Source organism: Pseudomonas sp. PI1 (assembly GCF_000812405.1).
Classification (GTDB): domain Bacteria; phylum Pseudomonadota; class Gammaproteobacteria; order Pseudomonadales; family Pseudomonadaceae; genus Pseudomonas; species Pseudomonas citronellolis.
Window position 1 is genome coordinate 65,126 of the sequence record NZ_JWMC01000042.1, and the last position, 16,983, is coordinate 82,108.

General features: G+C 67.3%; 20 protein-coding genes and 1 pseudogene. 10 read left to right on the forward strand and 11 right to left on the reverse strand.

The features are described 5' to 3' along the window. Positions 1-5 precede the first annotated feature (5 nt). Positions 6-221 carry a CbtB domain-containing protein gene (locus RN02_RS14630; protein ID WP_043267075.1) on the reverse strand — a complete coding sequence of 72 codons (216 nt, stop codon included), beginning with the start codon at positions 219-221 and terminating at the stop codon, positions 6-8. A gap of 194 nt (positions 222-415) precedes the next feature. Between RN02_RS14630 and RN02_RS14635 the strand changes: the two genes are divergently transcribed. From RN02_RS14635 to ddlA, 4 genes are all read left to right on the forward strand, one after another. Further along, a complete protein-coding gene (locus tag RN02_RS14635) occupies positions 416-964 on the forward strand; it encodes a histidine phosphatase family protein (protein ID WP_043315082.1) in 549 nt (182 codons plus the stop codon). 49 nt (positions 965-1,013) lie between these two features. Continuing rightward, a complete protein-coding gene (locus RN02_RS14640) occupies positions 1,014-1,427 on the forward strand; it encodes a VOC family protein (protein WP_009618981.1) in 414 nt (137 codons plus the stop codon). A gap of 18 nt (positions 1,428-1,445) precedes the next feature. Continuing rightward, positions 1,446-2,270 (forward strand): aldo/keto reductase, encoded by an 825-nt coding sequence (locus tag RN02_RS14645; protein ID WP_009618982.1) that lies wholly within the window; start codon positions 1,446-1,448, stop codon positions 2,268-2,270. A 447-nt stretch (positions 2,271-2,717) separates the two neighbouring features. Further along, positions 2,718-3,812: a D-alanine--D-alanine ligase gene (ddlA, locus tag RN02_RS14650; RefSeq protein WP_043315083.1), complete on the forward strand. Its 1,095-nt coding sequence runs from the start codon at positions 2,718-2,720 to the stop codon at positions 3,810-3,812. Positions 3,813-3,833: 21 nt separating this feature from the next. Here the strand turns inward: ddlA and RN02_RS14655 are convergent, their stop codons facing one another. Continuing rightward, positions 3,834-4,184, reverse strand: coding sequence for a hypothetical protein (locus RN02_RS14655; protein ID WP_009618984.1), 351 nt, complete (start codon positions 4,182-4,184; stop codon positions 3,834-3,836). A 423-nt stretch (positions 4,185-4,607) separates the two neighbouring features. On the opposite strand from RN02_RS14655, the gene RN02_RS14660 reads away from it, so the two are divergent. From RN02_RS14660 to RN02_RS14670, 3 genes are all read left to right on the forward strand, one after another. Beyond that, positions 4,608-5,036, forward strand: coding sequence for a hypothetical protein (locus tag RN02_RS14660; protein WP_141766024.1), 429 nt, complete (start codon positions 4,608-4,610; stop codon positions 5,034-5,036). A gap of 237 nt (positions 5,037-5,273) precedes the next feature. Next, complete coding sequence (locus tag RN02_RS14665) at positions 5,274-5,867, forward strand: histidine phosphatase family protein (RefSeq protein ID WP_052267741.1); 594 nt, start codon at positions 5,274-5,276, stop codon at positions 5,865-5,867. A 91-nt stretch (positions 5,868-5,958) separates the two neighbouring features. After that, positions 5,959-6,768, forward strand: coding sequence for a class I SAM-dependent methyltransferase (locus RN02_RS14670; RefSeq protein ID WP_043315084.1), 810 nt, complete (start codon positions 5,959-5,961; stop codon positions 6,766-6,768). Positions 6,769-7,241: 473 nt separating this feature from the next. Here the strand turns inward: RN02_RS14670 and RN02_RS14675 are convergent, their stop codons facing one another. The 5 genes from RN02_RS14675 to RN02_RS14695 form a co-directional block, all read right to left on the reverse strand. Beyond that, the gene (locus tag RN02_RS14675; protein ID WP_009618988.1) at positions 7,242-7,598 is read right to left on the reverse strand and encodes a type II toxin-antitoxin system PemK/MazF family toxin; all 357 of its coding nucleotides are present in this window, start codon (positions 7,596-7,598) and stop codon (positions 7,242-7,244) included. Then, on the reverse strand, positions 7,592-7,831 hold the full coding sequence (locus RN02_RS14680) for an AbrB/MazE/SpoVT family DNA-binding domain-containing protein (protein ID WP_043315085.1): 240 nt from the start codon (positions 7,829-7,831) through the stop codon (positions 7,592-7,594). The genes RN02_RS14675 and RN02_RS14680 overlap by 7 nt, the downstream gene beginning before the upstream one ends. Positions 7,832-7,966: 135 nt before the next feature. Beyond that, a complete protein-coding gene (locus RN02_RS14685; protein ID WP_043315086.1) occupies positions 7,967-8,572 on the reverse strand; it encodes a LysE family translocator in 606 nt (201 codons plus the stop codon). 51 nt (positions 8,573-8,623) lie between these two features. Then, the gene (locus RN02_RS14690; RefSeq protein WP_043315087.1) at positions 8,624-9,460 is read right to left on the reverse strand and encodes an AraC family transcriptional regulator; all 837 of its coding nucleotides are present in this window, start codon (positions 9,458-9,460) and stop codon (positions 8,624-8,626) included. Positions 9,461-9,542: 82 nt separating this feature from the next. Then, positions 9,543-10,040, reverse strand: a complete 498-nt coding sequence (locus tag RN02_RS14695) for a MarR family winged helix-turn-helix transcriptional regulator (RefSeq protein WP_043315088.1) — start codon at positions 10,038-10,040, stop codon at positions 9,543-9,545. Positions 10,041-10,157: 117 nt separating this feature from the next. On the opposite strand from RN02_RS14695, the gene RN02_RS14700 reads away from it, so the two are divergent. Next, a complete protein-coding gene (locus tag RN02_RS14700) occupies positions 10,158-11,318 on the forward strand; it encodes an MFS transporter (RefSeq protein ID WP_043315089.1) in 1,161 nt (386 codons plus the stop codon). 33 nt (positions 11,319-11,351) lie between these two features. On the opposite strand, the gene RN02_RS14705 is transcribed toward RN02_RS14700, so the two are convergent. Continuing rightward, complete coding sequence (locus RN02_RS14705; protein ID WP_177331059.1) at positions 11,352-12,968, reverse strand: hypothetical protein; 1,617 nt, start codon at positions 12,966-12,968, stop codon at positions 11,352-11,354. Between the two features lie 306 nt (positions 12,969-13,274). On the opposite strand from RN02_RS14705, the gene RN02_RS14710 reads away from it, so the two are divergent. Next, positions 13,275-13,934: a glutathione S-transferase family protein gene (locus RN02_RS14710; RefSeq protein WP_043315090.1), complete on the forward strand. Its 660-nt coding sequence runs from the start codon at positions 13,275-13,277 to the stop codon at positions 13,932-13,934. Between the two features lie 64 nt (positions 13,935-13,998). On the opposite strand, the gene RN02_RS14715 is transcribed toward RN02_RS14710, so the two are convergent. From RN02_RS14715 to RN02_RS34290, 3 genes and pseudogenes are all read right to left on the reverse strand, one after another. Further along, on the reverse strand, positions 13,999-14,274 hold the full coding sequence (locus RN02_RS14715; RefSeq protein ID WP_043267059.1) for a hypothetical protein: 276 nt from the start codon (positions 14,272-14,274) through the stop codon (positions 13,999-14,001). A 417-nt stretch (positions 14,275-14,691) separates the two neighbouring features. Continuing rightward, positions 14,692-15,675 (reverse strand): annotated as a pseudogene (locus RN02_RS14720) (methyl-accepting chemotaxis protein); the annotation flags it as partial. Between the two features lie 324 nt (positions 15,676-15,999). Then, positions 16,000-16,242: a hypothetical protein gene (locus RN02_RS34290; RefSeq protein WP_043315092.1), complete on the reverse strand. Its 243-nt coding sequence runs from the start codon at positions 16,240-16,242 to the stop codon at positions 16,000-16,002. 231 nt (positions 16,243-16,473) lie between these two features. On the opposite strand from RN02_RS34290, the gene RN02_RS32340 reads away from it, so the two are divergent. Further along, on the forward strand, positions 16,474-16,836 hold the full coding sequence (locus RN02_RS32340; protein ID WP_177331060.1) for a hypothetical protein: 363 nt from the start codon (positions 16,474-16,476) through the stop codon (positions 16,834-16,836). Positions 16,837-16,983 lie beyond the last annotated feature (147 nt).

Below are 16,983 nucleotides of genomic sequence, written 5' to 3' on the forward strand. Positions count from 1 at the left end.
CCGGGTCAGTGGCAGGGGAAGCCCAGCAGGTGGCGGCCGTCGTGGACGAATTCGTGCACGTACATGCCCTTGAACATCGAGGTGGCGCCCTGTTCGGCGCCGACGAAGTACAGCGCCAGGAGCAGCAGCAGGCCGCCGAAGATGGCCCAGGGCAGCAGCTCGGAAAGCGGGATGACGGGGAGCGATGTGCCGGTATCGGCGTGGGTGGCTGAATGAGCCATGGAAACCTCCTAGGATTGCGCGTCCTGAAACGGTTGGCGGTTCGTTTTGTGGGGAAGGGTCTGACTCTCGGTGCCGGGACCGAATACAGTGGCGCGACCGTGCCGGGTTTTCACCGGCTTCCTTCCAAGTAACAAAGTGCTACGAGAGCGTCGGGCAGTGTAAACCCCGGCGCCTGCGAATGGGAGAGAATTCGATGCCGAGCCGCCTGAGCTTCGTCTGCCACGGGCGCACCGCCGCCCAGCGCCAGGGCTGCTTCGCCCAGGCCGACGAGCCATTGGAGCCGGGCCAGGACGAACGCCTGGCCGAGCGTCGCGCCGGGCTCAAGGCGCCGCGCCGGGTGCTCTGCGCCCCCGAGCTGCGCGCCCGGCAGACCGCCGCCGCCTGGGGCGCCGAGCCGCAGTTGGTGGAAGCCCTGCGCGACTGCGACTACGGCGCCTGGCGCGGGCAAAGCCTGGAGGCCCTTCAGGCCACGGCAGCGCAGGACCTGGCCGCCTGGCTGACGGACCCCGCCGCCGCGCCCCACGGCGGCGAATCCCAGGTGCAGTTGTGCGAGCGCGTGGGCGCCTGGCTCGATGCCTTCGACGAGGACGGCCACTTCATCGTCGTCAGCCATCCCGCGGTGCTGCGCGCCGCCGCGCTGCACGTGCTGCGGGCCGATGCGGCGGCGTTCAACGCCATCGACGTCGAACCGCTGGGCGTGCTGCGCCTGGTCCGCAACGGCCGCTGGCGCCTGCGCCTGTGACGGGGCGCGGTCTATGCTGTGTGGGCCCCAGCGCCACGAGGAGACCGCCATGGCCAGCCATCCCCGCCTGATCCCCTGCCTGCGCTACCGCGACGCGCCGGCGGCCATCCAATGGTTGTGCGACACCTTCGGCTTCGTCCGCCAACTGGTGGTGGACGACGGCGAAGGCGGCGTGGCCCATGCCCAGCTGTGCCTGCCCGACGGCAGCGGCATGCTGATGCTGGGCTCGGCGGTGGACAACGAGTACGGCCGGCTGATGCGCCGGCCCGAGGACGTCGGCGGCTGCACCCAGAGCCTGTACCTGCTGGTGCCCGACGCCGAGGCCCTGTACCGCCGCGCGCTGGACGCCGGCGCGCGGATGGTCATCGACATCCGCGACGAGGACTACGGCGGCCAGGGCTTCACCTGCCGCGACCCCGAGGGCCACGTGTGGAGCTTCGGCACCTACGACCCCTGGCATTGAACGAAGAAGGAGCAAGGCATGAAAGAGGTGGTATTCGCCGATGGCGCGCGGGTTGCGGCCATCGGCCAGGGCACCTGGCGGCTGGGCGAGGACAGGGCGGCGCGCAAGCGCGAGGTGGCGGCCCTGCGCGAAGGCATCGAGCTGGGCCTGACGCTGATCGACACCGCCGAGATGTACGGCGAGGGCGGCTCGGAAGAGGTGGTCGGCGAAGCCATCCGTGGCCTGCGCGAGCAGGTCTTCCTGGTCAGCAAGGTCTACCCGCACAACGCCAGCGCCCGCGGCGTGCCGGCGGCCTGCGAGCGCAGCCTGAAGCGCCTGGGCACCGACTGCCTGGACCTCTACCTGCTGCACTGGCGCGGCCAGTACCCACTGGAGGAAACCGTCGAGGCCTTCGAGCGCCTGCGCCAGGACGGCAAGATCCGCCGCTGGGGCGTCTCCAACTTCGACCTCGACGACATGCGGGAACTGGGCGCCCTGCACTGCGCCACCAACCAGGTGCAATACAGCCTGGAAGAACGCGGCATCGAATGGGACCTGCTGCCCTGGTGCCAGGAACAGCGCATGCCGCTGATGGCCTACTGCCCGGTGGGCCAGGGCGGCCGCCTGCTGCGCAACGCCACCCTGCGCGAAGTGGCCGAACGCCACGGCGCGACACCGGCGCGGGTGGCTCTGGCGTGGTTGATCCGCCAGGAAGGGGTGATCGCCATTCCCAAGGCGGTGGAGGCTGTGCATGTCCGCGACAATGCGGCGGCGCTGCAGTTGCGGCTGGATGGGGAGGACCTGGCGAAGCTGGATGCGGCTTTCCCGCCGCCAAGGCGCAAGATGCACCTGGCGGTGGTTTGAGGCTGGGCTGGCTTTCGGCTTTTCCGGCTGTCCGTGCTTTTGGCTTTCTGGCTTTCTGGCTTTCAGCTTTCAGCTTTCAGCTTTTCGTAAGCGAGTTTGCTCGCGAATGGTGTTTGCCGGCGGCGTAGGTGCTGTGTTCAAGAGCGCCCTCTCCCCAGCCCTCGGCTGCGCGCCCCGCCCTGAAGGGAGAGGGGGCTTGTCCGTGCCGAGAGGAGGAATGGTTCCAGCCGGAAACCTTCGGTGCTGCCGGCTGACTCAGGAATACCCACGCACTCCAAACGGTCCCCTCTCCCTTCAGGGAGAGGGTTAGGGAGAGGGGGCGGAGCCAAGCCCGAGCACCCAGGTACCCGGTAGGCACCCTCCGCAAGCTCTCTCACCCGACCACCGCTCCTGTAAAAATCCCCCCCACCATGATAAGAAGCGCCCATCAGCAAGCTGGAGGCAGTCATGGGCAAGTTGCGTGTCGGGGTGATTTTCGGTGGGCGTTCGGCGGAGCACGAGGTGTCGTTGCAGTCGGCGAAGAACATAGTCGATGCCCTGGACCGCTCGCGGTTCGAGCCGGTGTTGATCGGCATCGACAAGGACGGCCGCTGGCACCTGAACGACGCCTCCGACTACCTGCTCAACCAGGAGAACCCGGCGCTGATCGCGCTCAACCGCTCCAACCGCGAGCTGGCCGTGGTGCCTGGCAAGGCCGAGCGGCAGTTGGTGGAAACCGGCAGTCGCCAACTGCTCGACCACGTCGACGTGATCTTCCCCATCGTCCATGGCACCCAGGGCGAGGACGGCTGCCTGCAGGGCCTGCTGCGCATGGCCGACATCCCCTTCGTCGGCGCCGACGTGCTCGGCTCGGCCATCTGCATGGACAAGGACGTGAGCAAGCGCCTGCTGCGCGACGCCGGCATCGCCATCACCCCCTTCATCACCCTGACCCGCGCCAACGCCGCGCGCACGTCCTTCGCCGAGGCGCAGCGCCAACTGGGCCTGCCGCTGTTCGTCAAGCCGGCCAACCTGGGTTCCTCGGTGGGTGTCAGCAAGGTCGAGGACGAGGCCGGCTACGTCGCCGCCGTGCAACAGGCCCTGGCCTTCGACGACAAGGTGCTGGTGGAGGCCGCGGTGAACGGCCGCGAGATCGAATGCGCAGTGCTCGGCAACGACGAGCCCATCGCCAGCGGCTGTGGCGAGATCGTGGTGCGCGGCGGCTTCTACTCCTACGACAGCAAGTACATCGACGAAGACGCCGCCCGTGTGGTGGTGCCGGCGGACATCGATGCCGCGGCCTGCGAACGCATCCGCCAGCTCGCCGTGGAAGCCTTCCAGGTGCTGGGCTGCTCGGGCCTGGCGCGGGTCGACGTGTTCCTCACCGGTGATGGCGAGGTGTTGATCAACGAACTCAACTCGCTGCCCGGCTTCACCCGCATCAGCATGTACCCCAAGCTCTGGCAGGCCGCTGGCATGAGCTACAGCGAACTGGTCAGCCGGCTGATCGACCTGGCCCTGGAACGCCACGCCGCGCGCCGCCGCCTGCAGACCAGCCGCTGAGGCGGGCGCGGCGGGGGCCGGTTACTCCGGGCGCTCCTCGTGGGTGCGCTGGTGCGCAGCCTCGAGCAGTGCCTGGGTGTCGGCGTGGAGCATGCGCAACGTCGCGCTCCAGCGCGCCAGGTCCCACTGCGAGGCACTGGCGGCGGGGTGCTCCTCCAGCAGATCGAGCACGCCGCCGAGCGCCCGCAGGCGCTGCAGGGCGGTGTCGAGCAACTGCGTCGAGGGAGCCAGCGTGTCGATGTAAAGCACTTCGGAGAAGGCCTGCGAGCTTTCCGGAAGGGGTTTGAATTCACGAATCCTGAAAGGCTCTTGAATGCCCGGGCGGGCGTTCTTCGCGCGGAGGGGCGCGGGCTTGGAAGGGAACTGGTGCATTTCCTTACGCTCCTTGGACCGGATGGAACCCGCCGCTTCCGTTGCGACACGGAGGGCGGCGAGCCGTGCAGGGGTCGCAAACCGGAGGTCCAAGGAGAATCCGGCCAGGCGGAAGCCTGCCCTGCACGGCCAGCCATGACCAAGGCAAACGCTAGGCGCAGGTAGCGCCTTTGCTTTGAATGCTGCTGCTGTGCTGAAGGACCTTTGGGTTGCGACACCCTGTCATGGCAAACGCCATGACGGCGGGAAGACTATCGATCCGGCTCGTGGGAGCTGAGCGTTATGTGCTGTAGGGAAATTCCTTGATGAGGGTTTTCTCGATGGCGTTCCCGGTTTACCGAGGCCATGCCCGGTGGCTGCAAATTTGACCGTCCAGCCTCTACACTCCTCGAAGCTACATTGGCCAGCCTAAGGAGCCAGACGATGAGTTCTTCCTCGCGGACGGTATTGGCGGCAGCGCTGGCGGCGCTGCTGGTTGCTGTTGTTCCGGTCGCACACAACCCGGCCTGGGCCGAGGACGCCGCACCGCCCAGCGGCATGGAGGCCGACGACCAGCAGGGCCCGCTGGGCGACCTCAGCGAATACGGCCGCCTGGCCGAGGAGTCGCTCGACGCGGTGGGCGCCGACGACTTCGCCACCGCCCGAGCCAAGGTCGACGCCCTGCAGACCAAGTGGCGCGCCGCCGCCGCCGAGCTCAAGCGCAAGAGCCCGGAGGACTGGAAGGCCGCCAACGCGGCGGTCGAAGGCGCGGTGCGGGAACTGCACGCCAAGTCCCCGGACAAGGACCGCAGCCTGGACTCGCTGAACACCCTGCTGTCCACCTTCAACGACATCCAGGGCATCAGCGACTGACCCCCGCCCGGCCAGGGCCCGCCGACGGCCCTGGCCCTGCGGGTCGTCGGCCTCCCGAGCGGCGGCCGGCGCTCAACGAAATCCTCACATTCGCCTCGCGGAGTTTTCACCTTCGCCCGTGCAGGATGGCGGCCAGCATCCGGCAGCGTGCCGGGTGCGTTCCGAACCATCGAGCGCGAGGCCTGTGGCGAAGTGAGGCAGATTCCGGAAACCTGGCGGCGTCCATCCGGACGGGTAATGGCCCTGGCCTGCGGGCTGCTCGGCCTGCTGGCCGTGGCCCTGTGCGGCGCGGCCAGCGTCGCGGCGCAGCGCCCGCCGCTGCCGGGCGAGGACGACCTGGCCCGCCACTGGCGCCTGGGCGAGGTGGTGGTGCTGGTGCGCCACGCCGAGCGCTGCGACCGTTCCGACGCCCCCTGCCTGGGCGCCGAGGACGGCATCACGGTGCGCGGCGGGGAACTGGCCACGGCCCTGGGCGACGACTACCGCAGCCGCTTCGGCCTGGGCAATGCCGACGTCTACGCCAGCCCGCTGGCGCGCACCCTGCAGACCGCCAGCCTGATGTTCGGCGACGGCACCCTGGGCCAGGCCTGGGTCGCCGACTGCACCGGCAACCTGCTCAACCACGTGCTGGAACACAAGGCCAGCCACCGCAACCTGATCCTGGTCACCCACAGCGAATGCATGGAGCAACTGGCCCAGGCGCTCAGCCACCGGGACCTGGAAACCCCCGGCTACGGCACCTCGCTGGTGCTGTTCAGCGACGCCCGCGGCGGCCTGCAACTGGCCGGCGAGATCGCCCCGCGGGACTGGGCTCGCCTGCAATTGCGCTGAGCCGGCGCCGCCGCTGCGCTTGCGGCATCGGCGGAAGCGGTCCTAGGCTTGCGGGGGAGGGCGGTGCCGTCGTCCGCCCCGGGAGCCGCCCATGCCACGCATCCAGCTCGGCGGGGTCAAGGAAACCCTGCTGATCACCTTCTACGCCAAGGCCATGGAAAGCCGCCTGCCCGATTCGCTGCTGCAGGACCGCTTCGCGGCCGCCGCGCTGGCGCGCCTGGACTACGATTTCGCGCGCTTCCGCCTGGGCCGCAGCAGCTACGTCGGCATCGCCCTGCGCGCCTGGAAGCTCGACCGCTGGGCCGCCGAATTCCTCGCCGCCCACCCCGACGCCTGCGTGGCGCACCTGGGTTGCGGCCTGGACAGCCGGGTGTTCCGCCTGGACCCGCCGCCCAGCGTGGCCTGGTTCGAAGTGGACTACCCGGACGTGCTGGCGCTGCGCAGCGAGGTATACCCGGCACGCGAAGGCTGCACCCTGCTGCCCGGCGCCATGGGCGACCCGTCCTGGCTCGACGCGCTGCCCACCGGCCGCCCGCTGCTGATCGTCGCCGAAGGCCTGATGCCCTACCTGCGCGAAGCGGAGGTGAGCGCGCTGCTGCGCGGCCTGCTGGCGCGTTTCCCCCACGGCGAGCTGATCTTCGACGGCTACAACCGCTTCGGCATCCGCATGCTGGGGCTGTTCCTGCCCTTCTGGGCACGCGGCGCCCAGGTGCACTGGGCATTGGACGAGCCCAAGGAGCTGGAAGCGTTGGTGCCGGGGCTGCAGCTGGTCGAGGAGCGCCTCACCTACACCCCCGAGGAATGCCGGCGGATGGCCTGGTCGTCCCGCGCCTTCGTGCAACTGATGCAGCGCTGGCCCACCCTGGGCCGTATCGGACGGCTGCTGCGCTATCGCTGGTAGGTGGCTGCATGGGTGACATCGGCGCTCGGGCTTTCCCCTCACCCCAGCCCTCTCCCGGAGGGAGAGGGGGCTAGTCCGTGCCGAGAAGGGAGATGGAGTCAGTTGGGAATCCCGTAGTTGCCGGCTAACGCCGAAACACCCGCGCACGCCGAACGGTCCCCTCTCCCTCCGGGAGAGGGTTAGGGTGAGGGGGCCACAGGCCTGCTCGCTCGATTCCATTCCCCCTACGCTCTCCGCGAGGCACAGCACTCCCCCACACCTGTAGGAGCGGGCCCTGCCCGCGATTCGCGCGCAGGGCGCGCTCCTACAATGGGAATGACATTGGAGCTCGGGCTTTCCCCTCACCCCAGCCCTCTCCCTGAAGGGAAAGGGCTCTTCAGGCCACAAACCGCAGGCCGCGCTCAACCCCCGCCCACGTCGAGAGTGTCGGCAGGTCAGCACCTTTCGCGCAGCGTGCCTACTGGAGCCGGGGACTACTCCAGGATCGCCCCGACCAGCGAAAGCACGTAGTTGGTTACGGAATCGGGGGCCTTTTCCTTGAATGCGGCTCGGCGCGCCCTCCAGTCCAGCGTCCGCACCTGGTGGCTGTGGACATTGCCCTGGGTATCGGTGCCTTCGCCCATCAGGGTGACAAGGAAGCCCTGGTTGCGCGCCACATTGGATGCGCCTTGCGAGATGGGGCAGACCAGGGCCAGGCCCATTTCATTGAATTCGCGTTTCGACAGGACCAGGCAAAAGTGGTCGCCGATCATTTCACGGCCCGTCGAGGGATCGAACTGCAAGTGCCAGATCTCACCGCGGTCGGGAACGCTCGGCGGACGCCTCACCATTGTTCCGCGCCTACGGCCGGCATGCTGTCCCAGTCCGGGGCGAGCGAGTCTTTGGGCGTTTCGGCGATCAGTTGGGCCAGGCTCGGGCGCGTCATCGGCTTGATCACCAGGGCTCCCTCAACGATGTTGCACTCAACCTGACTGCCAGCGTGCAGTTTGTTCTGGGCGACGAAGGCCGAGGGAACCGAAATGATCAGGGACCCCCCGGATTTGCGCAGGGCAAGCGTGGTCATGGACATGCCTCCTGTTGGGGTTTTACAGAAGTATAACTTGGTGGGTTTTATTTTTATAAAACCACTCGTCTCGAAGCCTGTCTGTTCAGGGGCGGCATCTTTCCGGGATGGATCGAACGCTCCGCTCCACCCCTTCTACAAAACCCCCGCCCACGCCGACAGCACCAGAAGCACCGCCAACCCCCGATTCAACCGCTGCAGCGCCCGCGGCGAGCGCAACAACCGCGCACTACCGGCGCCGAGCCCCGCCCAGGCGCTCAGGCACGGCACGCCGACCATGAAGAACAACAGCGACATCAACTGGATGCGCAACAGGCGGTCGTCGCCCTGGCCGGCATAGACGCCGATCACCGCCAGGGCCACCGTCCAGTTCTTCGGGTTCACCAACTGCAGCAGCGCCGCATCCAGCAGGCCAACGCGCCGCGCCGGAGCGGCATCTTCCAGCCCAGGCGGCGGGCTGCTCCAGATCTGCCAGGCCAGCCAGGTCAGCCACAGCACCCCGGCGGCGGCCATGATGCCCTGCACCTGCGGCCGCCCGGCGAGCAACTCGCCCAGGCCGCTGCCCACCGCCAGCACCACCAGCGCCGCGCCGCCGCAGCCGCCGAAGACGATGGGCAGCGCCGCGCTCCAGCCGTGGCGGGCGCTGTTGCTGAAGATCAGCAGGTTGGTCGGCCCGGGGGTGATGGCGGCGACGAAAGCGAACAGCAGGAAGGGCAGCCATTGCTGCAGGGCCTGGATCATGGCGGGGGCTCCGTGGGACGTGGAGCCGCTATCCTCGCCGCGGCCCGGGCGTCAGTCTGGAAGCTTTGAGCAGCGCTGCCGGTAGTACGCCGGGGTAACGCCATAGGCGCGGCGGAACCAGCGCCCCAGATGGCTCTGGTCGGCGAAACCGAGGTCGGCCGCGACCTGCGCCGGGGCCAGGCCGCGGCCCAGCAACTGGCGCGCGCGGGCCAGGCGCAGCTGGATCAGATAGGCGTGCGGCGGCAGGCCGAAGGCCTCCTTGAACGCGCGGCTGAGGCGGAAGCGGTCGCAGCCGGCGGCGCGGGCCAGGTCGTCGAGGTCGATGTCCTGCATCAGGTTGGCGTGCAGGTAGTCCCGGGCGCGCAGGGCCACCAGCGGCAGGCGCGGGTGGTCGTCGATGCGCTTGCGCCAGTGCAGGCGCTGGGTGAGGCCGCCGAGCAATTCGTCGAGGGCTGCCTGGCGCACGATGCGCAGGTCCTGGCCGTGCACGGCCTGGAAGGCGGCGTCGATGGAGGCGGCCATGCGCGCGTCGTCGAACAGCACCTGGGGCACGCTCAGCTGGCAATCGGCCGGGGCCTCCTCGAACAGCGCGCCCACCTCGCGCTCCAGCCACTGCGGGTCGAGGTAGAGCATGCGGTAGGTGAAGCCGCCGGCGGTGGGCGCGTCGCCATCGTGGATCTCCCCGGGTTCGAGGAAGAACACCTTGCCCGGCGTGCTGACGTTGCGCGCCTGGCGGCAGCGGAACTGCTGCACGCCGGTTTCGGTGAAGCCGATCAGGTAGGCGTCGTGCCAGTGCGGATCGTAGGCATGGCCCTTGAAATGGGCGCGCAGCGTCTCGATGCCGGTGTCGGCATCCTGCGCCAGGTCGATCCAGTTGTCGCTGTGCATGCCGCGCCTCCGCCGCGCCCGCGAGTCGTTCAGCATACCGCGCGGGTGGGCGGCGTCTGGAAGATTTGTGCAGCCGGCCAGCTCAGTGGTCGTCGTCCGGCAGCGTGGCCAGCAGTTTCTCCAGCAGTCCGGCGAGTTGCACTTGCTCGGCCGCATCGAGCCCAGCCAGCACGCGACGCTGGTTGGCCACGTGGGCGTTCACGGCCTCGTCGATCAGCGTCAAACCCGCCTCGCTCAGGCCCACCAGGGTGCCGCGGCCGTCCTCGGGGTTGGGCAGGCGCTGCACCAGGCCGGCCTTCTCCAGGCGGTCCAGGCGGTTGGTCATGCTGCCGGAGGAGATCATCGCCGCCTCGTACAGGGTGGTGGGTGTTAGGCGGTAGGGTGGGCCGCTGCGGCGCAGGGTGGCGAGCACGTCGAATTCGCCGGGCTGCAGGCCGAAACGGGCGAACAACGGGTTGAGGTGGTCGCGGGCGATCAGCTGCGCGGCTTCGGCCAGGCGGCCGAGAACCACCATGCCGGAGGTGTCGAGCCCGGGCAACTGCTGGCGCCATTGTTCGGCGGCGAAGGCGGCTCTGTCCATGGGGGCTTCCTTTTTATCTTGATGTAGAGATAGATTGAATGTGTCTTGATGTAGAGATATTTGCCCGTGCCGCTTCCCGACGCAAGGGGAAAGGCGCCCCACAGGAGGATTCTCCCCATGTCGCGTTCACTCGTTTCCCTCTGGCACCTGTCGGCCATCGTGCTGGTGGGCCTCAACCTGCGCCCGGCGCTGGCCTCCATCGGCCCATTGCTCGATGCCTTGCAAACCGGTGCCGGCCTGGGGGACGGTCTGGCCAGCCTGCTGACCAGCCTGCCGGTGCTGCTGATGGGCCTGGGCGCCTTGTTCGCTGGGCAGTTGCTGCGCTTGTTCGGCGTGCGCCTGGGTGTCGCACTGGGCCTGCTGCTGGTGGCCCTGGCCTGTGCCTTGCGCTTGTATCCGGGGGCGTCGGGGCTGCTCGGCGGGGCGCTGCTGGCCGGGCTTGGCATCGCCGTCTGCCAGGCACTGCTGCCGGTCTTCGTGCGGCAGTGCTTCGGCGCTCGCAGCGGGAGCGCCATGGGGGCCTATTCCACGGCGATCATGGGGGGCGCGGTACTGGCCAGTGTCGGCTCGCCCTGGCTGGCGAAAGCCTGGGGCGCATTACCGGCGTTGGCCTTCTGGGCGTTGCCGGCGTTGCTGGCGCTGCCGCTATGGGCCCGTGTTACCGGACACACCACGCCGGCCAGCAGCGCCCCGGTCTTTACCGGCATCGCTCGGCGCGGCGCCTGGCTGGCGCTGTTCTTCGGCCTGGGCACCGGTGCCTACGTCTTGGTGCTTGCCTGGTTGCCGCCGTACTACACGGCACTGGGCTGGTCACCGGCGGCGGCCGGGGCGCTGCTGGGTGGGCTGACCCTCACTCAAGTGATCGCCGGCCTACTGGTCTCGGCCTTCATCGAGCGCCTGCCGGACCGTCGCCCGGCGCTGTACCTGGCCATTGCCACCTTGCTGCTCGGCCTGCTGATGCTGGTGGGCGCACCGCAGCAGTTGGCCCTGCTGGCCGCACTCTGCCTGGGGTTGGGCATAGGCGCGCTGTTCCCGCTGTCGCTGATCGTGACCATGGACCGTGCCGCCAGCCCGGCCGAGGCCGGTGCTCTGGTGGGCTTCGTGCAGGGCGTGGGCTACCTGATCGCCGCGCTGTTCCCACTGCTGGCGGGGCTGGCGCGGCAGTCCATGGCCAGCCTGGCGCCGGCCTGGGTGGGCATGTCCCTGGTTTGCCTGGTGCTGCTGGCGCTGGCCAGCCGTTTCGCGCCACCGCTGGCGCGGCCCTGTGCGGCCGCCTGAGGTCCCCACTCCAGGCGCCACTTGGAGGTCGCCTCAGGGCCAGGTGCCCTCCGGATTCCAGGTCGAGACCATCAACCGCACCTGGCCCTTGATGGCGGCGGCGTCGGGGTTGCCGTGGACGTCGCTGTCGATCGGCAGCAGCACCTGGATGCCGCTGCCGTCCAGCTCCTTGGCCTGCAGCGGGATGGTCGCGGTGTTCATCCCGGTGTTCTGCCAGGCGTAGCGGATGGTCCACTGGTCGCTGCCGTCGGTGGGGCGCTCCAGCTGGATGATCACGGTGTCGCGGTACAGGTAGCTGCCTTCGTAGTGGCTGTTGGGCCAGAAGCGCTTGTCGATCTCGTAGTCCGGCACCCGCACGCCGAGGGTGAGGCTGTAGGCCAGGCCGGGCAGTTCGGGGTCGACCTTGCCGAACTCGGCGAGGAACACGCTGGACAGGTACAACTGCGTGCCCGGCTTCCACTGCGCCTGGGTTAGGCAGGCCGCGGAGTCCTCCTCCGCCGTACGCCGCGACAGGTACCAGGGCTTGCTGCGCGGCGAGGCCAGCAGCTCGATCTGGTAGAGCGCGTTGACCGGGTCGCCCTTGGCGGCGTCGAGCACTTCCTTGGGCAGGCGCAGCTCATCGATGTCCAGCCAGATGTCGACGCGCACGTTGCCGAACAGGAAGCGCACCAGGTTCTGGAAGCTCTCCTCGCTGTTGACGATGCCGAAGAAGCCGGAGTGCGCGCGGTAGGCGAACGCCTTGGCGCATTCCTCGCCGAGCGTGCCGTCGGCGTTCAGGCCGTGCAGCGTGGCGTTCTCGATGCGCACCAGGCCGTCGCTGCCGTGGCCGACGAAGGTGCGCGACAGGCCCGCGGCTACCTCGTAGTCGCTGCGGTTGGTGCCCACCATGCAGAACACGCGGCTGGAGGGCAGGGCGCTTTCGGGCAGCAGGTCGACCTTGTCGTAGCCCTTCGGCAGCTTGGGCAGGCGCAGGTATTCGCGCATGCGTTTGTCACGGTTGAAGTTGTCGATGTCGAACGGCAGCGAAAAGGCCGGGACATTGAGGCCTGCGACGTCGATGCCGTTGTGCGGCGTGGCGTAGGTGAAGAACTTGTCCACCGCCGCGCGTGCCTCCGGCGAGCCGCAGGCCGGGTTCTGCAGGAAGGTGCGGCAGACCAGGCCGCCCATGGAGTGCGCCACCAGGTGGCAGCGGAAGTCTTCCTTCTTCGCCAACTCGTTGGCCGGGTTGGCGAAGGCCAGGTCGCGCAGGTGCAGGATCAGCTCGTTCAGGCCCTGGGCGAACTGCTCCATGCTCGGCGTCTTGCCGACGCCCAGCAGCGTGGAGGCCGGGTCGTAGTAGCGGTAGATGACGATGGAGCGGGCGGCCAGCTTGTTGTTCTTCTGCGCCAGCCAGTTGGGGTCGAGGACGTCATAGCCGTCCTCGTACACGTCGCCGTAGCCGAACTGGCTGGCCAGGCGGATCACCGGCGATTCGAACACGAACTTGCGCGGCGGCGCGCCCGCGGTGGCCACCGCGCGCATCACCGTGGAGCCCAGGTTGAAGCCGCAGAAGGGGTCGGCGGTGGTCTCGTCGATCTCGCCGCGGCTCATGGCGTAGCCGCGCACGTAGATGATCGGGTAGAAGGGCGCCTTCATCGGTTGCTGTTGCATGGTCGATCTCCCTGTCGGGCCGTAGCGGGGCGGGCGATGGCTCAGGCGGATTCCACCGTCTGCGGCGAAGCGCCTTCTCCGTTCGGGACAGCAAGGGGGATGATCCATGACGCCTGATCATCGGCAGCGACAGGGCGATGCATGCCAGGGGCAGCCGGGCCATACCGTTTCGTATATACGCTGGGCGGAAACTTGCAAGGACCCGCCCGCCGGGCGGTGACGCGGTCGGCCGTCGGATTCGCGGCGCGGGCCGCGGGGCTGTGCTACCACTTGCCCTCTGTCCCCTCGGTAAACAGGCGGTCCGCCATGGCGCTCGTGCTCTACGGTCACCCGTTTTCCTCGTACACCCAGAAGGTGCTGATGGCGCTGTACGAGAACCAGACGCCCTTCGAATTCCGCTGCATCGGCCCCGACACGCCGCAATATGCGGAGGAGTGGTTGCGGCGATGGCCGCTGGGCAAGTTCCCGCTCTTGCTGGACGGCGAGCGCAGTCTTGCCGAGAGCAGCATCATCATCGAATACCTGCAACTCACCCACGGCGGCCCCGTGCGCTGGCTGCCGGACGACCCGCTGGCGGCGCTGGACGTGCGCTTTCTCGACCGCTTCTTCGACCTGCACGTGATGACGCCGGTGCAACACGCCGTGGGTGGCGCGCTGACGGGCGATGCGACCAAGCGCCAGGAAGCCCTGGCCGACGCGGTGGAAAAGCTCGAACGCGCCTATGCCTGGCTGGAAGGCCAACTGCCGGGCCGCACCTGGGCCGCGGGCGAAGCCTTCACCTTGGCCGACTGCGCGGCCGCGCCCGCGCTGTTCTACGCCGACTGGACGCATCCCATCGGCGAGACCTACCCGACCCTGCGCGCCTACCGCGCCCGCCTGCTGGCGCGCCCCTCGTTCGCCAGGGCGGTGGACGAGGCCCGGCCCTACCGCCCGCTGTTCCCGCTGGGCGCGCCCGACCGCGACTGAGCCCGCACGAAAAAGGCCGGCCCCGTTCGCACGGGCGCCGGCCTGGTCAGGCAGTGGAACGGGGTTACGCGTTGGCGGGGGCCAGTGCGCGCTTGCGCGCCAGCTCATACAACTGCCGGGCCTCGCCCACCAGCGGCACCAGGGCGGAGGCGACCCGCGCCGTTTCATGGACCAGCACATCGTGGCCTTCATGCACCTCCAGCACCCGCAGCAGGTCCTCCAGCGCGTTCAGCCGGCGCTCGGCCACGTCGTAGAGATGCTCCGCAGGGGCGGAAAGGTCGACATACAGCACGCCATCGAAGGCCTGGGATTGCAGCGGTACCAGCTTGCGATCAGGCATGACGCACCTCCGGGATGGAGGCGAAGGGGAGGGAGGACAGCAAGGCACGCACAACGAACAGAGGGTGTTTAGGCATTTCCGTTGCTCCTGTTTCGGAGGAAGGAGCCGCCCGCCCGGGAAGGGCGGCGGACCGTGCGGGGTCGCAGTACCGGTTAACCAACGTAAAGACCGGCCAGGCCGAAGCCTGCCCCGCACGGCTCGCCATGGCTGCACATAACAGCAGGCAAGAAAAAGCGCCTGTGCAAGGTGCGTCGGCGCTTCGTGCACGTTGGTTATCGCCGGACTGCGATCCGGGCCACGGGATTGACCGTGGCAGGAACGGAATCTATCGACGGGGTTTGTAGGCTCACAAGGGCGAATGTGGGTGGGAGATTTCGGATGGGGCAGGGGCCGATTTCGCTGAGATCAGCCCTGGCCCTGCTGCTTGTTGAGCATCGACTGGATGTGCAGCACCGAGTCCTGGGTGCGCTTGGCCAGGTTGCGCACCTCGTCGGCCACCACGGCGAAGCCGCGCCCCTGCTCACCCGCCCGCGCCGCCTCGATGGCCGCGTTCAGGGCCAGCAGGTTGGTCTGCTCGGCAATGCCCTTGATCACGCCCGCCATCTGCGAAATCTCGGCGTAGGTGTTCTGGATGCTCACCTGCTCCCGCTCGCGCAGCGCCTCCGCAGCCTTCTCATCGGTGATTTCCCGGGTAGCGCCGGTCACCCGCAACAGCACGCCATTGGCATCGCGTAGGCAACGCCCGCGCTCGCGGAACCACAGGTCGCCGCGGGTCTTGTGACGCATGCGGTACTCGACGACATAAATGCGCTGCCCGGTGGGGTCGGCCATCATCTCGCCGAAGGCCTGCATCACCCGCTGCTGGTCCTCGGGCTGGGTGATGGCGAAATAGCTGTCCCAGCCATCGGGAAACTCCTGGCGGTTGTAGCCGATCAACGAACGGAACTGATCCGACCAGCGAATCACGTTGGCCGGATGGTCGGGGTTGCCATCGACCACGCTGAGGTCCCAGCAACCCTCGGTCAGCGTCTGCTTGGTCAACTCCCACACCTGCTGCTCCTCCAGCAACCGCGCCCGCTCCGCCTCGACCGCAGCGGCCCATTCCTCGACACGCTTCAGCGCCTGCTCGGCCTCGGCCTGCTGCTGCTCTTGCAAGCTGAGCGCGGCCTGTAGTTCCTGCAGCTGGGTTTCATCGACGCGGTCGTGACGTTCCGCCAGGCGTGCGAGGGTGGCGCGGTCTTCCTGCCAGTGGCTCTGAACGTCCTGCAGGGCCAGCGCAAGCTCGCGATGCCGGCTCAGCGCGGCATACTCGGCCGGGCTACGCCAATTCCCCGCCAGCCACTGCCGGCACAGCTCGCTCACCTCACCCGCCAGTTCCCTCGCCCCCTTTGCGAACCACATGCCTCGCCACTCCTCGCCGCTTGCGGTGATGTCAAATTAGTATGAAATCATATCTTATATGTAAAAGAGGGTGGCGAGGGAATAGGGGGTTGTTTTTTGGTTGTGGGCGAGGGCGCTTCGTCTGGTATCGCCTGGCCCTGCTGAGCGAGGTGCTGGTTCTGAAGTTGGCAAGCTTCCCGGCCGGCTTGCGCGCTGAACCGGCCATCGACAGGGTCCAAGATGTGGGTGGAAGATGGGTTAGTGGCTATCTGCCGTTCGCCATTGGCTGCAACCGGCCAGGAGCGGGCATATACCGACGCTGCCATGGACGAGGCCTGACCAGGATCAGACTTGCTGCGCGCGCAGCTTTCGCCATTCGCTCCAACAGTCCTCCGCGACAATATCCGCATAACCGCGTTTGCCTTCCATCTCAAGCGCAGTGCTGAAGGGGACTGCGACGCAGACCGCCTGGTCGCGAATAGTGCAGACCTCGTCTTCTGTGAGCGGGGAGCCTTTTCTGCTCTCGGCGGCGGTGAGTAGGGCCACCAACGGGGGAACAAAAACGAGGCATAGTGGATCGGTTGGCATCATAGAGCTCCGCAGTTATCGACTGACCATATCGGCCGTGCCTAAGCAGAGCAAATGCATTTACCCAGTCATGGCAGGTCTGAGCCGTCTGCGAGCGTCCGCTATGGGGCAGAACAATCTGCCCCACCCATGGCAGCAAGCAACTGAGGCCGACTTTTCAGCAATTTCATCCTTGTATCTAACGTCTGAAAACGTCAGCATAAATCCACAAACATCTCTAATGGCGAACTAATGCGTACTCTGATTTCAGTGCTTCTTTTGGCTATCAGCACCTTTGCAGTCGCCGGTTACGATCTACATATCAGTCGCAAGCCCTTTTGGGCTGACGACTTCGGCCCTAAAATCACTTTTGAAGAATGGCAAGAGTATTTGAAAATCGACCCACAGGTTATTCGAGATGTTGCCAACAGCCCACAGGACTTCATCGTTTTCATACCTGGAGAGTCATTTCCGCTCTGGTATCGCGAAGACATAGGTGAGTTGTTTACAAAAAATCCGACTGACGGGGCCATTACTAAGCTCGAAGAAATTGCTCACAGACTGAATGCCAGAGTTCAAGGTGATGATGGCGAGTTCTACCCTGCGGCACCTTGACTATGCATGCCTGCCCGGATGTTGAACGTGGTAAATGGAAGTCGTTGCGTAATGGCCGCTATGGGTCGGTAGCTGTCGCTGACAGATAACGGCCATCGGAGGTGAACTCAAGGGATGAAAGCGAAAGCTGGTGTCATTTCGACGCGA

Coding starts and splice junctions, on each gene's coding strand:
- RN02_RS14630 (WP_043267075.1), bottom strand. CDS start 221: ATGGCTCATTCAGCCACCCACGCCGATACCGGCACATCGCTCCCCGTC.
- RN02_RS14635 (WP_043315082.1), top strand. CDS start 416: ATGCCGAGCCGCCTGAGCTTCGTCTGCCACGGGCGCACCGCCGCCCAG.
- RN02_RS14640 (WP_009618981.1), top strand. CDS start 1,014: ATGGCCAGCCATCCCCGCCTGATCCCCTGCCTGCGCTACCGCGACGCG.
- RN02_RS14645 (WP_009618982.1), top strand. CDS start 1,446: ATGAAAGAGGTGGTATTCGCCGATGGCGCGCGGGTTGCGGCCATCGGC.
- ddlA (WP_043315083.1), top strand. CDS start 2,718: ATGGGCAAGTTGCGTGTCGGGGTGATTTTCGGTGGGCGTTCGGCGGAG.
- RN02_RS14655 (WP_009618984.1), bottom strand. CDS start 4,184: ATGCACCAGTTCCCTTCCAAGCCCGCGCCCCTCCGCGCGAAGAACGCC.
- RN02_RS14660 (WP_141766024.1), top strand. CDS start 4,608: ATGAGTTCTTCCTCGCGGACGGTATTGGCGGCAGCGCTGGCGGCGCTG.
- RN02_RS14665 (WP_052267741.1), top strand. CDS start 5,274: ATGGCCCTGGCCTGCGGGCTGCTCGGCCTGCTGGCCGTGGCCCTGTGC.
- RN02_RS14670 (WP_043315084.1), top strand. CDS start 5,959: ATGCCACGCATCCAGCTCGGCGGGGTCAAGGAAACCCTGCTGATCACC.
- RN02_RS14675 (WP_009618988.1), bottom strand. CDS start 7,598: ATGGTGAGGCGTCCGCCGAGCGTTCCCGACCGCGGTGAGATCTGGCAC.
- RN02_RS14680 (WP_043315085.1), bottom strand. CDS start 7,831: ATGACCACGCTTGCCCTGCGCAAATCCGGGGGGTCCCTGATCATTTCG.
- RN02_RS14685 (WP_043315086.1), bottom strand. CDS start 8,572: ATGATCCAGGCCCTGCAGCAATGGCTGCCCTTCCTGCTGTTCGCTTTC.
- RN02_RS14690 (WP_043315087.1), bottom strand. CDS start 9,460: ATGCACAGCGACAACTGGATCGACCTGGCGCAGGATGCCGACACCGGC.
- RN02_RS14695 (WP_043315088.1), bottom strand. CDS start 10,040: ATGGACAGAGCCGCCTTCGCCGCCGAACAATGGCGCCAGCAGTTGCCC.
- RN02_RS14700 (WP_043315089.1), top strand. CDS start 10,158: ATGTCGCGTTCACTCGTTTCCCTCTGGCACCTGTCGGCCATCGTGCTG.
- RN02_RS14705 (WP_177331059.1), bottom strand. CDS start 12,968: ATGCAACAGCAACCGATGAAGGCGCCCTTCTACCCGATCATCTACGTG.
- RN02_RS14710 (WP_043315090.1), top strand. CDS start 13,275: ATGGCGCTCGTGCTCTACGGTCACCCGTTTTCCTCGTACACCCAGAAG.
- RN02_RS14715 (WP_043267059.1), bottom strand. CDS start 14,274: ATGCCTGATCGCAAGCTGGTACCGCTGCAATCCCAGGCCTTCGATGGC.
- RN02_RS34290 (WP_043315092.1), bottom strand. CDS start 16,242: ATGCCAACCGATCCACTATGCCTCGTTTTTGTTCCCCCGTTGGTGGCC.
- RN02_RS32340 (WP_177331060.1), top strand. CDS start 16,474: ATGCGTACTCTGATTTCAGTGCTTCTTTTGGCTATCAGCACCTTTGCA.